Origin of the sequence: Nocardioides sp. OK12, assembly GCF_024341885.1 — a bacterium.
Lineage (GTDB): Bacteria > Actinomycetota > Actinomycetes > Propionibacteriales > Nocardioidaceae > Nocardioides > Nocardioides marinisabuli.
This window is the reverse complement of sequence record NZ_BNET01000005.1, coordinates 52,797-67,047: the sequence shown is the minus strand read 5'-3', so window position 1 is coordinate 67,047 and position 14,251 is coordinate 52,797. Positions and strand designations below refer to the sequence as shown.

At 72.1% G+C, this 14,251-nt stretch carries 13 protein-coding genes; 10 read left to right on the top strand and 3 right to left on the bottom strand.

Annotated elements, in window-relative coordinates; all coding sequences use genetic code 11:
* Nucleotides 1-99 precede the first annotated feature (99 nt).
* From OCU29_RS13555 to OCU29_RS13545, 3 genes are all read left to right on the top strand, one after another.
* Entirely contained in the window at nucleotides 100-1,452 is a 1,353-nt protein-coding gene (locus tag OCU29_RS13555; RefSeq protein WP_261820331.1) for a M20/M25/M40 family metallo-hydrolase, read from the top strand.
* A gap of 170 nt (nucleotides 1,453-1,622) precedes the next feature.
* Entirely contained in the window at nucleotides 1,623-2,339 is a 717-nt protein-coding gene (locus tag OCU29_RS13550; protein WP_261820330.1) for a Type 1 glutamine amidotransferase-like domain-containing protein, read from the top strand.
* A gap of 126 nt (nucleotides 2,340-2,465) precedes the next feature.
* Nucleotides 2,466-2,783, top strand: a complete 318-nt coding sequence (locus OCU29_RS13545; RefSeq protein WP_261820329.1) for a hypothetical protein — start codon at nucleotides 2,466-2,468, stop codon at nucleotides 2,781-2,783.
* Nucleotides 2,784-2,870: 87 nt separating this feature from the next.
* Here OCU29_RS13545 and OCU29_RS13540 read toward each other — a convergent pair whose 3' ends face one another.
* Complete coding sequence (locus tag OCU29_RS13540) at nucleotides 2,871-3,695, bottom strand: undecaprenyl-diphosphate phosphatase (protein WP_261820328.1); 825 nt, start codon at nucleotides 3,693-3,695, stop codon at nucleotides 2,871-2,873.
* Between the two features lie 73 nt (nucleotides 3,696-3,768).
* Between OCU29_RS13540 and OCU29_RS13535 the strand changes: the two genes are divergently transcribed.
* Both OCU29_RS13535 and OCU29_RS13530 read left to right on the top strand, forming a co-directional pair.
* On the top strand, nucleotides 3,769-4,716 hold the full coding sequence (locus tag OCU29_RS13535; protein ID WP_261820327.1) for an aldo/keto reductase: 948 nt from the start codon (nucleotides 3,769-3,771) through the stop codon (nucleotides 4,714-4,716).
* Between the two features lie 61 nt (nucleotides 4,717-4,777).
* A complete protein-coding gene (locus tag OCU29_RS13530) occupies nucleotides 4,778-4,996 on the top strand; it encodes a DUF5703 family protein (protein WP_179616572.1) in 219 nt (72 codons plus the stop codon).
* Between the two features lie 25 nt (nucleotides 4,997-5,021).
* Here OCU29_RS13530 and OCU29_RS13525 read toward each other — a convergent pair whose 3' ends face one another.
* Nucleotides 5,022-6,002 (bottom strand): magnesium and cobalt transport protein CorA, encoded by a 981-nt coding sequence (locus OCU29_RS13525; protein WP_261820326.1) that lies wholly within the window; start codon nucleotides 6,000-6,002, stop codon nucleotides 5,022-5,024.
* 53 nt (nucleotides 6,003-6,055) lie between these two features.
* On the opposite strand from OCU29_RS13525, the gene OCU29_RS13520 reads away from it, so the two are divergent.
* Genes OCU29_RS13520 through mshC form a run of 4 tightly spaced genes read left to right on the top strand, consistent with a single transcriptional unit; the run spans nucleotide 6,056 to nucleotide 9,457 of the window.
* The gene (locus OCU29_RS13520; RefSeq protein WP_179616570.1) at nucleotides 6,056-6,826 is read left to right on the top strand and encodes a histidine phosphatase family protein; all 771 of its coding nucleotides are present in this window, start codon (nucleotides 6,056-6,058) and stop codon (nucleotides 6,824-6,826) included.
* A 5-nt stretch (nucleotides 6,827-6,831) separates the two neighbouring features.
* Nucleotides 6,832-7,407 (top strand): DUF3090 domain-containing protein, encoded by a 576-nt coding sequence (locus tag OCU29_RS13515; protein ID WP_179616569.1) that lies wholly within the window; start codon nucleotides 6,832-6,834, stop codon nucleotides 7,405-7,407.
* Between the two features lie 8 nt (nucleotides 7,408-7,415).
* Complete coding sequence (locus OCU29_RS13510) at nucleotides 7,416-8,195, top strand: SCO1664 family protein (RefSeq protein WP_261820325.1); 780 nt, start codon at nucleotides 7,416-7,418, stop codon at nucleotides 8,193-8,195.
* Nucleotides 8,196-8,218: 23 nt separating this feature from the next.
* Nucleotides 8,219-9,457 (top strand): cysteine--1-D-myo-inosityl 2-amino-2-deoxy-alpha-D-glucopyranoside ligase, encoded by a 1,239-nt coding sequence (gene mshC, locus OCU29_RS13505; protein WP_261820324.1) that lies wholly within the window; start codon nucleotides 8,219-8,221, stop codon nucleotides 9,455-9,457.
* A gap of 21 nt (nucleotides 9,458-9,478) precedes the next feature.
* On the opposite strand, the gene OCU29_RS13500 is transcribed toward mshC, so the two are convergent.
* Nucleotides 9,479-10,327, bottom strand: coding sequence for a PAC2 family protein (locus OCU29_RS13500; RefSeq protein ID WP_179616566.1), 849 nt, complete (start codon nucleotides 10,325-10,327; stop codon nucleotides 9,479-9,481).
* A gap of 186 nt (nucleotides 10,328-10,513) precedes the next feature.
* On the opposite strand from OCU29_RS13500, the gene metH reads away from it, so the two are divergent.
* Complete coding sequence (gene metH / locus OCU29_RS13495) at nucleotides 10,514-14,251, top strand: methionine synthase (protein ID WP_261820603.1); 3,738 nt, start codon at nucleotides 10,514-10,516, stop codon at nucleotides 14,249-14,251.

The following is a 14,251-nucleotide window of genomic DNA, read 5'->3' as shown; positions in this document are numbered from 1 at the left end:
CCGTCGGACCAGCGTACGCCGCGTCCCCAGGGGCCCGCGTCCCTCGCGCCCCACCCGTCACGGGGTGGACAGCCACCGTCGCGGTGCCATGCTGGAGCCATGTCGACCCCCGCCGAGGACCCCCGCCCGGAGAGCATCCCGCAGACCGACGCACCGCGCGGCTACGACCCTGCTGCGGAGGTGGTGGAGATCTGTCGGGACCTGATCCGCATCGACACCTCCAACTACGGCGACCAGGAGGGGCCGGGGGAGCGCAAGGCCGCCGAGCACGTCGCGGCGCTGCTCGACGAGGTCGGCATCGCCTCACAGCTCTTCGAGTCCGAGCCGGGGCGCACCAGCGTGGTCGCGCGCTGGGGCGGCACCGAGGGCGACGCACTGCTGCTGCACGGCCACCTCGACGTCGTACCGGCGGCGGCCGAGGACTGGCAGGTGCACCCGTTCTCCGGCGAGGTGCAGGACGGCTACGTCTGGGGTCGCGGAGCGGTCGACATGAAGGACTTCGACGCGATGCTGCTCAGCGTCGTGCGCGCCCGCCAGCGGGCCGGACGGATCCCCTCGCGGCCGATCGTGCTGTGCTTCACCGCCGACGAGGAGGCCGGCGGCCACAAGGGGGCCGAGATCCTCGTGCGCGACCACCCCGAGCTCTTCGAGGGCGTGACCGAGGCCGTCGGCGAGGTCGGCGGCTTCTCGGTGACGGTGCGCGGTCGCCGGATGTACCTCGTCGAGGCCGCCGAGAAGGGGATGGCCTGGATGCGCCTGACCGCCCGCGGTCGCGCCGGGCACGGCTCGATGCTCAACACCGACAACGCGGTCTCGCGGCTGACCGCCGCCGTGGCGCGCATCGGCGCCCACGACTGGCCGGTGCGGCTGACCCCCACGATGGAGGTGCTGCTGGCCAGCGTCGGCGACCTCGCCGGGGTGCAGGCCACCCCTGAGAACGCACCGGACCTGATCGAGGAGTTCGGCGGCGCGGCCCGCATGCTCGGCGCGGTCATCTCCAACACCACCAACCCGACCATGCTCAGCGCCGGCTACAAGGTCAACGTCATCCCCACCGAGGCCACCGCCCACGTCGACGGCCGCTTCCTGCCCGGCTTCGAGGACGAGTTCTTCGCGACCCTCGCCGAGCTCGTCGGGGAGGGCGTGGAGATCGAGCACCTCTCCCACCAGCAGCCCTGGGAGACGCCGTACGACGGCGACCTGGTGCGCGCCATGAACCGCTCGATCCTCAGCGAGGACCCCGAGGGCATCGTGGCGCCGTACCTGATGAGCGGCGGCACCGACGCCAAGCACTTCCGCAAGCTCGGGATGCGTTCCTACGGCTTCGCTCCGCTGCGCCTGCCCGCCGACCTCGACTTCACCGCGCTGTTCCACGGTGTCGACGAGCGGGTGCCGGTCGACGCGCTCGAGTTCGGTGCCCGCGTCTTCGACACGTTCCTCGACGACGTCTGAGTGGATGTGGCCTTAGCCGCTTGGGCCTGGCGAGATGGCGGCCGCATCCTCACAGGGACACTCCAAGCCAATGTGTAGGCGCAGAACTCTGGCATCGTGACGTTGTGATCTCGCCCGATGCCGGCCCTGACGTTGCTCTCGGGTCCCGCGTGCACCTCGTCGGAGGCGGGGTGGACAGCATCGCTTCGGAGCAGGTTCTTGCGCCGTTCATCGAGGACGTTTTCCGAGGTAGCCGACGCGGTGGGACCGGGCCACGCCTGCTGCTGGTCATGGCGAATGACACCGGCAGGGCAGCGGAGTTCCGTCCCGCGTACGTCGAAGCCCTCGACTCGGCGGTCGAGGACAGCTTCGACTACGTCGACGTGTGGCTGGACGAGAACTCCACGCTGCAACCCGCCGCGCTCGAGTTGGTGGACGGGATCGTCGTCGCGGGCGGGCCCACGCCGGTCTACCGCGATGGCCTCGCGGCCGCCGCCGGGGCAGTGAAGGAGGCAGTGGCCAACGGCGTGCCCTTCTTGGGCTTTTCCGCGGGTGCCATGGTCAGCGCATCGATGGCCCTCATCGGCGGCTGGCGAGACTCCGGCAGGCCGGTCTGCCACGAGGACTGGTCCGAGGGCTTGGACGAACTGACCACAGAAGCGGGCTTGGCGCTGGTCGACTTCACGGTCGATGTGCACGCGACACAGGGTGGTCTCTTGACCCGAGCCTTGTCCTTGGCATGCCATGTCGGGATCGACAGGATTGTCGCCATCGACGAGGGGACGTGCTTGTCCGTGCCGATCGGATCTCGCATGGACCAGGGGTGGCAGATCTCCGGCGCCGGCTTCGCCTGGGTCATAGACGCAGCACATCCCGGTGCTCCGTCTGTCCGGCGAATCGCTGAGTAGCCATCAGCCCGGAGGATGGAAGGGCCGCTCTCGGCAGTGAGCGCGGCGCTGGGTTGGTGGCGGTCGGACCAGGCCGCCACCTGCAGCCCACATCGAGGTCCGCGGTCACGCGACAGGTGGCGCAGGGTGGTCGCGATGCAGGCCACCTGGAGCCAGCCTGCCGACGAGGTGGTGGTGTTCTCGAACGACTTCGCCAGTCGCCGGGAGCGGCCCAGTTGGAGCTGGCCCGTTTTGACGCGCCAGGCGTACCGGATGGGCTTCAGCAGCGCCCAGTGCTCGTCGGTGAGGTCAGTTGAGTACCGCCTGCGGCACACGGTGCCGATCCAGCCGATGTCGACAGTCACGGCCAATAGGGACACACCCAGTGAGCCGTCGGGGGCCTCCGGGCCGGCGGTGAGCTGGCAACCGTCGCCGGTGGACGTCCAGTTGCTGGTCCACCGCTGACGCAGGTGGAAGCAGGGCGGCGGTGCGCTGGCAACCGAACTCCCACCAGGGACGGTTGCTGAGCCACCGCCCGCCCCCGACCGGCCGTCAGGCGGTCAGCACGCCGGCGCCCAGCAGCACCAGGACCGCGCTGCCGAGCAGCACCCGGTAGATGACGAACGGCGTGTAGGAGTTGGTGCTGACGTAGCGCAGCAGCCACGCGATGGCGGCGTACCCGACGATGAAGGAGACGACCGTGCCCACCAGCGTGGGCCCCCAGCCGTAGGCGTTGTCACCGCCGGGGATCTCGGAGAGCTGGAAGAGGCCGGCGCCGACGACGGCCGGGATCGCCAGGAGGAACGCGAACCGGGTCGCGGCCGCCCGCTCGAAGCCCAGGAACCGGCCCATCGAGATCGTGGCGCCGGAGCGCGAGACGCCCGGCACGAGCGCGGCCGCCTGCGCCAGGCCCATCAGCAGCGCGTCACGCAGCCCCATCTTCTTGATGGCGCGGTCGTTGCGGCCGAACTTGTCGGCGATGCCCAGCACGAGACCGAGCACGATGAGCGTGGTGCCGATGATCCACAGGCTGCGGAAGTCCTGCTCGATGACGTCCTTGAGCGCGATGCCCAGCACCACGATCGGCAGCGAGCCGAAGATGATGTACCAGCCCATCCGGACGTCGACGTGGCCGCGCCACTCGGGCTGCACCAGCGAGCGCAGCCACGTCGAGGCGATGCGCCAGATGTCGTGGCGGAAGTAGATGAGCACCGCCAGCTCGGTGCCGATCTGCACCACCGCGGTGAACGCCGCGCCCGGGTCGCCCCACCCGAAGAGCTCGGGAAAGATCCGCAGGTGGGCGCTGCTGGAGATCGGGAGGAACTCGGTGAGCCCTTGGATGAGGCCCAGCACGACAGCCTTGAGGAGGTCCAGCACGCGGGTCAGCCTAGGAGACGCCCTCGGGCGAGCCGACGCCGACTCACGCGTCGGGCGCCGCTAGGTTGTGGCCATGCAGCAACGCTCACTGGGCGCGACCGGGCTCCGCGTCTCCCGACTCGGCCTGGGCACGATGACATGGGGCCGTGACACCGACGAGCACGAGGCCCGTGACCAGCTGGTCTCCTTCGTCGAGGCCGGCGGCACGCTCGTCGACACCGCCGCGGCGTACGCCGACGGGCACTCCGAGGAGCTGCTCGGCTCGTTGATCGGAGACGTGGTGCCCCGCGACGACGTCGTGCTGGCCACCAAGGCCGGCCTGGGCCTGCACAAGGGCCGGCTGCGCGTCGACACCTCGCGCGGACGGCTGCTGAGCACCCTCGACGCCTCCCTGCGCCGCCTCGGGGTCGACCACGTCGACCTGTGGCAGGTGCACACCTGGCACGACGGCGTGCCGCTGGAGGAGACGCTGTCGGCCCTCGACCTGGCCGTCAGCAGCGGTCGGGCCTCCTACGTCGGCATCTCCAACTACTCCGGCTGGCAGAGCGCGCAGGCCGCCACCTGGCAGCGCGCCGTGCCCGGGCGCACCGTCCTGGCCTCCACCCAGGTGGAGTACTCGCTGCTCAACCGCGGCATCGAGCACGAGGTGCTGCCCGCCGCCGAGGCCACCGGCCTCGGGGTGCTGGCCTGGTCGCCGCTGGGGCGCGGGGTGCTGACCGGCAAGTACCGCACCGGCACCCCGGCCGACTCGCGCGCCGCGACCTCGCAGTTCTCCTCCTTCGTCGAGGCCTACCTCGACGAGCGCTCCGCCAGCGTGGTGGAGGCGGTCGCGCGCGCCGCCGACGGCCTCGACCTCAGCCCGCTCCAGGTCGCCCTCGCCTGGGTGCGCGACCGGCCCGGCGTGACCGCGCCCGTGGTCGGGGCGCGCACCGCCGCCCAGCTGGCCAGCGCCCTGGAGAGCGAGGACGTCGTGCTGCCGGCCGAGATCACCGCCGCGCTCGACGACGTCTCGGCCGACTGAGCGGTCTTGAGGCGGTCGGCCAGACTGTCTCCCGCACCACCGTCCCACCCGAGGAGGCACCATGAGCCGCACCCCGCTGCGACCCGTGCGTCGAGGCGTCGAGTGGGAGTTCGACCGGGTCTCGTTCTCCCGCGAGTTCAGCCGCAACGTCGTCACCAAGCTCCTCGTCGAGCGCGCCGAGCACGGCGGCTGGGAGCTCGACCGGGTCAACATCACCGCCGACGGCACCCGTCGGGTGGTGCTGCGCCGCAAGATCATCCGGGCGGTGCGGACCGCCTGAGGCGCTCACCCCGCACCGCGGCGGGTCACCACCAGCCGGAGCGCCGGAACTGCCACCACAGCAGGGCCGAGGCCGCGACCATCAGCACCAGCGCGAACGGGTAGCCCAGGCTCCAGCCCAGCTCGGGCATATGGTCGAAGTTCATGCCGTAGACCCCGGCGATCAGGGTCGGGACCACCACCAGCGCCGCACCCGCCGAGATCTTGCGCATGTCGTCGTTCTGCTGCAGCTGGATGCGCGCGACGTGCACGTCGAAGGCCGTGGAGAGCAGTGCGTCGAGGTTGTCGACGAGCTCGGCGGCGCGGTGCAGGTGGTCGAGCACGTCGCGGAAGAACGGGCCGGCCTCGGGGTCCACGCCGTGGACGCTGCCCTCGGTGAAGCGCTGCAGCGGGTCGCGCAACGGCTGGACCGCACGGCGCACCTCCGCGATCTCGCGCTTGAGCGTGTAGATGCGCACCGAGTCGTTGGTGCGGGCGGGGGAGAGGACCGACTCCTCGACCTCGTCGACGTCGACCTGCAGCTCGTCGACCACGCTGAGGTAGCCGTCGACCACCCGGTCGCACACCGCGTAGACCACCGAGGACGGGCCGTGGGTGAGCACCTGCTCGCTGGTCTCCAGGAACGTGCGCGCCGGGCTGAGCTCGAGGCCCTGGCCGTGGCGGACGCTGACCACGAAGTCCGCACCGACGAAGAGGCTGACCTCCCCGGTCTCCACGGCGTCGTCCTCGTCGACGTACCAGAGCGTCTTGAGGACCAGGAAGAGGCCGTGCTCGTAGCGCTCGAGCTTCGGCCGCTGGTGGGCCTTGACCGCGTCCTCCAGGGCCAGCTGGTGCAGGTCGAAGGCCGCGCCGACCGAGGCGAGCTCGTCGGGGTCGGGCTCGTGCAGCCCCACCCACACGAAGCCGCCCCGCTCGCCGGCATGGGCCCGCAGCGCCGCGTAGTCGGCGCTCTCGCAGTCCACCGGGGTCCGGGTGCCGTCGTGGTAGACGGCGGCGTCGACGATCACGGGGCCACGCTAGTGCCCCGGACGGGTGGGGGCGCCCGGCTACAGTCCCCGGCATGGCCACGATGGTGCTGATCCGGCACGGACGCACGACCGCCAACGCCACCGGCGTCCTCGCCGGGCGCAGCCCCGGCGTCGAGCTCGACGAGACCGGCCGCGCGCAGGCGCAGCGTGCCGGGGAGCGCCTGGCCGGGGTCCCGCTGGCCGCGGTGGTGACCAGCCCGATGCTGCGCTGCGGCCAGACGGCCGAGGCGGTGCTGGCCCACCAGCAGGCGCCGCCCCCGGTGCGCACCGAGGACGGCGTCACCGAGTGCGACTACGGCGACTGGCAGGGGCGCGCCCTCAAGGAGCTGGCCGGCGAGGCGTTGTGGCGCACGGTGCAGAGCCAGCCCTCGGCCGTGACCTTCCCCGGCGGGGAGACGATGGCCGGCATGCAGGCGCGCGCCGTGCACGCCGTACGCCGCCTCGACGCGCAGGTCGAGTCCGAGCACGGTCCGGGCGCGGTGTGGGCCGTGGTCAGCCACGGCGACATCATCAAGTCGGTGCTGGCCGACGCCCTGGGGCTGCACCTCGACCTCTTCCAGCGCATCGGTGTCGACCCGGCGTCGGTCTCGATCGTGCGCTACACCGAGCAGCGGCCCTACGTCCTGGCCAGCAACACCCACGCCGGGGACCTGTCGTGGCTGGCCCCCGCCCCCGACGCCCCTGGGGACGCCGAGGCGGCCGGCGACGCGCCCGTGGGCGGCGGGGCCGGACCGGAGGGGGCCGACCGCGAGGCCGCCGCACCACCGGGTGGGTCGGGCCGTCCCACGGCGCCCCTAGGCTGAGTCGCATGCCAGTCGTCCACGCATTCGACCCGCCGGAGCGCTTCGTGACCGGCACCGTCGGCGAGCCCGGGTCCCGCACCTTCTTCCTCCAGGCCCGCAGCGGCACCCGCGTCATCAGCGTCGCGCTGGAGAAGCAGCAGGTGGCAGCCCTGGCCGAGCGCGTCGACGAGCTGCTCGACGAGGTGATGAGCTCGGAGACCTCGACCGCGGTGATCCCCGCCGTGGCACCGCTGGGCCTGCAGGACACCGAGCCGCTGGAGCAGCCCATCGACGAGGAGTTCCGCGCCGGCACGATGACCCTGTCGTGGGACCCCGACGACGAGCGGATCGTCATCGAGGTCTTCCCCTACACCGAGGCCGCGGTGGTCTCGCCCGAGCAGGTCGACCAGGACTTCGAGGAGCCCGAGCCCGACGAGGTGCTGCTGGTCCGCCTCGAGGCCGGCGCCGCGCGCGCCTTCGTGCAGCGCACCGAGCAGGTCCTGGAGGCCGGGCGGCCCAGCTGTCCCTTCTGCGGCAACCCGATCGACCCCGACGGCCACCTCTGCGTGCGCGCCAACGGCTTCCGCAGGCGCGAGCCCTGAGCGACGCCATGACGGGCACCCGCGACCTCGTCGAGGACGAGCTGGAGCTGCAGGGACGGATCCTGCCGGCCTCCAACGCGACCTTCCTCGGCACGATCGGCGAGCTGCAGGTCGTCTACAAGCCGATCGCCGGCGAGCGGCCCCTGTGGGACTTCCCCGGCGCGGTCCTGGCGCACCGCGAGGTCGCGGCGTACGTCGTGGCGCAGGCGTTCGCCGGCCCCGGCGAGCCGGTGCTGGTGCCTCGCACCTGGCTGCGCGAGGGGCCGCACGGGCCCGGGATGGTCCAGGAGTGGCAGGAGCCCGACCCCGACGTCGAGGCGGTCACCCTGGTGCCGGCCGGCACGGCGCCCGAGGGCTACCTGCACGTCTTCGACGGCTACGACGCCGACGACCGGCTGGTCTCGCTGGTCCACGAGGACACGGCCGCCCTGCGCTCGATGGCGGTGCTCGACGTGCTGCTCAACAACGCCGACCGCAAGGGCGGGCACGTGCTCGCGATGCCCGACGGGCGACGCTACGGCGTCGACCACGGCATCGCCTTCCACACCGAGCCCAAGCTGCGCACCGTCCTGTGGGGCTGGCTCGGGCGCCCGCTTGAGGAGCACGACCGGGCCGCGGTCGAGCGGGTGCGCGCCGCCGTGGGCGGCGAGCTCGGTGCGGCCCTGGCGCCGCTGCTCGGGGACGCGGAGATCGAGCACCTGGCGCGCCGCTGCGCCCGGCTGCTGGCCCGCGGGGCCATGCCCGCACCCGACGCGGGCGGCCCGGCGATCCCGTGGCCGCCGTTCTGAGGCCCACCCTCTAGGCTCCACCCATGCGTGCCTGGTCTGCCCCGGAGATGCCCACCCTCCCCGTGAGCGGACCGGTCGTCTCGCTGCACGACACCCCGAGCGGGGCCCGGCGCGAGGTGGTGCCCGAGGGCGCCGCCCGCCTCTACGCCTGCGGCATCACGCCCTACGACGCGACCCACATGGGCCACGCGGCGACGTACGTCGGCGTCGACCTGCTCCACCGGGCCTGGCGCAACGCCGGTCACGACGTCACCTTCGTGCAGAACGTGACCGACGTCGACGACCCGCTGCTCGAGCGGGCCACCAAGGTCGGCGTCGACTGGGTGGCCCTCGCCGAGCGCGAGACCGAGCTCTTCCGCCAGGACATGCAGGCGCTGCGGGTGCTCCCGCCGCAGGCCTACATCGGCGCCGTCGAGTCGATCCCGCTGGTCATCGACCTGATCGAGCGGCTCCGCGACGCCGGGGCGGTCTACCGGGTCGAGGACGACTGGTACTTCTCGGTGCACGCCGACCCCGCCTTCGGCGAGGAGTCCGGCCTCGACCGCGAGGCGATGCTGCGGATCTTCCCCGAGCGCGGCGGCGACCCCGACCGGGCCGGCAAGAAGGACCCGCTGGACTGCCTGGTCTGGCGCGGTGAGCGCCCCGGCGAGCCGTCGTGGCCCAGCCCCTTCGGCCCCGGCCGGCCCGGCTGGCACGTCGAGTGCACGGCGATCGCGATGGAGCACCTCGGCAGCGACTTCGACGTGCAGGCCGGCGGCAGCGACCTGGTCTTCCCCCACCACGAGATGTGCGCCGGGCACGCCCAGGTCGCCGAGCCCGGCAGCCGCTTCGCGCAGGTCTACGTGCACGCCGGGATGGTCGCCTACGACGGCGAGAAGATGTCGAAGTCGAAGGGCAACCTGGTCTTCGTCTCAGCGCTGCGCCACGCCGACGTCGACCCGATGGCCATCCGGCTGACGCTGCTGCGCCACCACTACCGCGCCGACTGGGAGTGGACCGACGCCGACCTGCTGGCCAGCGTCGACATGCTCGCCACCTGGCGCCGGGCCCTCTCCCTGGGCGCAGGCGCACCCGCGGCGCCCGTGGTCGAGGCCGTCCTGGCGGCGTGCGCCGACGACCTCGACGCCGCGACCGCGGTGGCCGCCGTCGACGCGTGGGCGAGCGCCACCCTGGGCACCGGCGGGCTGGCCGACGCCTCCGACCCGCACGCCGCGCTCGCGGTCCACCAGGTCCTCGACGCCGCGCTCGGCCTGTCGCTCTGACCTCGGGGCGGTCGGGTCGGCTCAGTCGTCGCCCTGGCGCCGCTTGAGGTAGCGCTCGAACTCCCGCGCGATGGCCTCGCCGGAGGCCTCGGGCAGGTCGGTGGTGTCGCGGGTCTCCTCGAGGGCCCGCACGTAGTCGGCGACGTCCTCGTCGTCCTCGGCCAGCTCGTCGACGCCGCGCTCCCAGGCGCGGGCCTCCTCGGGCAGCTCGCCCAGCGGGATGGAGATCTCCAGCAGGTCCTCGATCTGGCCGATCAGCGCCAGGGTGGCCTTGGGGCAGGGCGGCTGGGCGACGTAGTGCGGCACCGCGGCCCAGTAGGAGACCGCCGGCATGTCGACGCGCACGCAGGCGTCCTGGAAGACCCCGACGATCCCGGTCGGCCCCTCGTACGTCGACTGCTCGAGCTTGAGCCGGTCGACCAGCTCGGGCTCGGTGGCGGTGCCGGTGACCGGGATGGGCCGGGTGTGCGGGGTGTCGGCCAGCAGCGCCCCCAGGGTGACGACGAGCTCGCCGCCGAGCTCGTCCACGGCGGCCAGGAGCTCTGCGCAGAACTGGCGCCAGCGGATGTTGGGCTCGATGCCCCGGACCAGGATGATGTCGCGGCCCAGGTCGGGGGGAGAGGCCACCGCGATCTGGGTGGTGGGCCAGGTGATGCGGCGGTGGCCCAGCTCGTCGCTGCCCACGACCGGGCGGTTGACCTGGAAGTCGTAGAAGTCCTCGGGATCCACCGAGCCGACCACCCGTGCGCCCCAGGCGAGCATCAGGTGGTCCACGACCGAGGAGGCGGCGTCCGCGGCGTCGTTCCAGCCCTCGAAGGCTGCGATGACGATGGGGTCGACCAGGTCCGGGGCGTCCTCGATCTCGATCACCGACCCAGCGTAGTCACCCGCCGGTTCACCTCCCCGGGGATTTCGCCCGCCGCGCGCGGCGGTGTCACCATTCGAACACCCTGTCCAGCCTTCGGACACCCCTCCTAGGCTGGCCGGACCCGCTCGGGGCGCCGCCGGTGCCCCACGAGAGGAGATCGTGTGAGCCGGAGCAGCAGCGAGACCCCCATGGAGCCCGTGGGGCCGGGGGAGTGGCGCGACGACGCCACCGACGAGCTGCGTGCGGCCCTGGGCCGCAGGATCCTGGTCATCGACGGCGCGATGGGCACCGCCATCCAGCGCGACCGGCCCGACGAGGCCGGCTACCGCGGCGAGCGCTTCGCCGACTGGCCCAGCGACCTGGTCGGCAACAACGACCTGCTCACCCTGACCCGGCCCGACATCATCGAGTCGATCCACCGCGAGTACCTCGAGTCCGGCGCCGACCTGATCGAGACCAACACGTTCAACGCCAACTCGGTCTCGCTGGCCGACTACGGCCTCGAGGCGCTGGCCTACGAGCTCAACCTCGAGTCGGCCCGCCTGGCCCGGCGCGCGGCCGACACGGTGGCCACCCCCGAGCGGCCCCGCTACGTCGCCGGCGCCCTGGGCCCCACCACGCGCACCGCCTCCATCTCCCCCGACGTCAACGACCCGGGAGCCCGCAACATCAGCTTCGACGCCCTGGTGGCGGCGTACCGCACCGCAGCGCTCGGCCTGGTCGACGGCGGCAGCGACCTGCTCATCATCGAGACGATCTTCGACACCCTCAACGCGAAGGCCGCCATCTTCGCCGTCGAGTCCCTCTTCGAGGAGCTCGGCCGCCGCTGGCCGCTGATCATCTCCGGCACCATCACCGACGCCTCCGGTCGCACCCTGTCGGGCCAGACCACCGAGGCGTTCTGGAACTCGGTGCGCCACGCCCGTCCGCTCGCCGTCGGCCTCAACTGCGCCCTCGGCGCCCGCGAGATGCGGCCCTACGTCGCCGAGATCTCCCGGGTCGCCGACACGTTCGTCTCGGTCTACCCCAACGCCGGGCTGCCCAACGCCTTCGGCGAGTACGACGAGGCCGCGGCCGAGACCGCCGCGGTCGTCGGCGAGTTCGCCGAGGCCGGCTTCGTCAACATCGTCGGCGGCTGCTGCGGCACCACCCCCGCCCACATCGCCGCAATCGCCGACGCGGTGCGCGAGCAGCAGCCGCGCCGGCCCGCCGAGGTGCCCCCGGCGATGCGCCTCTCGGGGCTCGAGCCGTTCACCATCGACGCCGACAGCCTCTTCGTCAACGTCGGCGAGCGCACCAACATCACCGGCTCCGCACGCTTCCGCAAGCTCATCAAGGACGGCGACTACGACACCGCCCTGAGCGTCGCGGCCCAGCAGGTCGAGAACGGCGCCCAGGTCATCGACGTCAACATGGACGAGGGCATGATCGACGGGGTCGCGGCCATGGACCGCTTCACCAAGCTCATCGCCAGCGAGCCCGACATCAGCCGGGTGCCGGTGATGGTCGACTCCTCGAAGTTCGAGGTGATCGAGGCCGGGCTCAAGAACGTGCAGGGCAAGCCGATCGTCAACTCGATCTCGCTCAAGGAGGGCAAGGAGGCGTTCGTCGCCCACGCCCGCCTGTGCCGCAAGTACGGCGCCGCCGCGGTGGTGATGGCCTTCGACGAGGACGGCCAGGCCGACAACCTGCTGCGCCGCCAGGCGATCTGCGAGCGCGCCTACCGGATCCTGGTCGACGAGGTCGGCTTCCCGGCCGAGGACATCATCTTCGACCCCAACGTCTTCGCGGTCGCCACGGGCATCGAGGAGCACGCCTCCTACGGCCAGGACTTCATCGAGGCCACCCGCTGGATCAAGGCGAACCTGCCGGGCGCCAAGGTCTCCGGCGGCATCTCCAACGTCAGCTTCTCCTTCCGCGGCAACAACCCGGTGCGCGAGGCGATCCACGCGGTCTTCCTCTTCCACGCCATCCGGGCCGGCCTCGACATGGGCATCGTCAACGCCGGCGCCCTGGTGGTCTACGACCAGGTCGAGCCCGAGCTGCGCGAGCGCATCGAGGACGTCGTGCTCAACCGGCGCCCCGACGCCGCCGAGCGGCTCCTGGAGATCGCCGAGGAGCACAACCGGGTCGGGGAGGCCAAGGAGGCCGCCACCGAGGAGTGGCGCGCCCTGCCGGTCGGCGAGCGGATCACGCACGCGCTGGTCAAGGGCATCGACACCTACGCCGAGGCAGACGCCGAGGAGCTGCGCCTCGAGATCGCGGCCCGCGGCGGGCGGCCCATCGAGGTCATCGAGGGCCCGTTGATGGACGGCATGGACGTCGTCGGCGACCTGTTCGGGGCCGGCAAGATGTTCCTGCCGCAGGTGGTGAAGTCGGCGCGGGTGATGAAGAAGGCCGTGGCCCACCTGATCCCGTTCATCGAGCAGGAGAAGGTCGACAACCCCGAGTACGCCACCGCCAAGGACACCAACGGCACCATCGTGATGGCCACCGTCAAGGGCGACGTCCACGACATCGGCAAGAACATCGTCGGCGTGGTGCTGCAGTGCAACAACTTCGAGGTCATCGACCTCGGCGTGATGGTGCCGGCCCAGAAGATCCTCGACACCGCCCGCGAGGTCGGCGCCGACATCATCGGGCTCTCCGGCCTGATCACCCCCTCGCTCGACGAGATGGTCACGATGGCCACCGAGATGCAGCGCCAGGGCCTCGAGATCCCGCTGCTCATCGGTGGCGCCACCACCTCGCGCGCGCACACCGCGGTCAAGGTCGACCCCCGCTACGACGGCCCGGTCGTGTGGGTCAAGGACGCCTCGCGCTCGGTGCCCACGGCCGCGGCGCTGCTGCACGCCGAGCGGCGCGCGCCGCTGCTGGCCGACCTCAAGGCCGACTACGACTCGCTGCGCGAGCGGCACTCGCACAAGACCGACCGGCCCAAGCTGTCGTACGCCGACGCGCGGGCCAACGCCACGCCGATCGACTGGAGCGGCTACCAGCCGCCCGCGCCGCGCACTCCGGGCACCCACGTGCTCGACGACTACGACCTGGCCGAGCTGCGCGACTACATCGACTGGCAGCCGTTCTTCAACGCCTGGGAGATGAAGGGGCGCTTCCCCGACATCCTCAACAACCCCGCCACCGGCGAGGCCGCGCGTCGCCTCTACGACGACGCCCAGGAGATGCTCGACCGGGTCATCGCCGAGAGGTGGATCACCGCCCGCGGTGTGTTCGGGTTCTTCCCCGCGGCCGCCGAGGGCGACGACACCATCGTCTACGCCGACGACGAGCGCACCTCCGAGCGCACCCGCCTGCACCACCTGCGCCAGCAGGGCCAGCACCGCGACGGCGTGCCCAACAAGTCGCTCGGCGACTTCGTCGCGCCGGTCGGGACCGGCCTGGCCGACCACGTGGGCGCCTTCGCGGTCACCGCCGGCATCGGGCTGCCCGAGCGGGTCCAGGCGTTCAAGGCCGCCAACGACGACTACAACGCGATCCTGCTGGAGTCGCTGGCCGACCGGCTCGCCGAGGCCTTCGCCGAGCGGTTGCACGAGCGTGTCCGCACCGACTTCTGGGGCCACCAGCCCGAGGAGCGGCTGAGCAACGAGGACCTCATCGCCGAGCGCTACCAGGGCATCCGCCCCGCTCCCGGCTACCCGGCCTGCCCCGACCACACCGAGAAGCTCACCCTGTGGGAGCTGCTCGACGTCGAGGCCAGCACCGGCATCTCGCTGACCGAGTCGATGGCGATGTGGCCCGGCGCCTCGGTGTCGGGGTGGTACTTCAGCCACCCCCAGTCGCAGTACTTCGTCGTGGGCAGGCTGGCCCGGGACCAGGTCGAGGCGTACGCCGAGCGCAAGGGCTGGACCCTCGCCGAGGCCGAGCGCTGGCTCTCGCCCAACCTCGGCTACGACCCGGAGGACTGA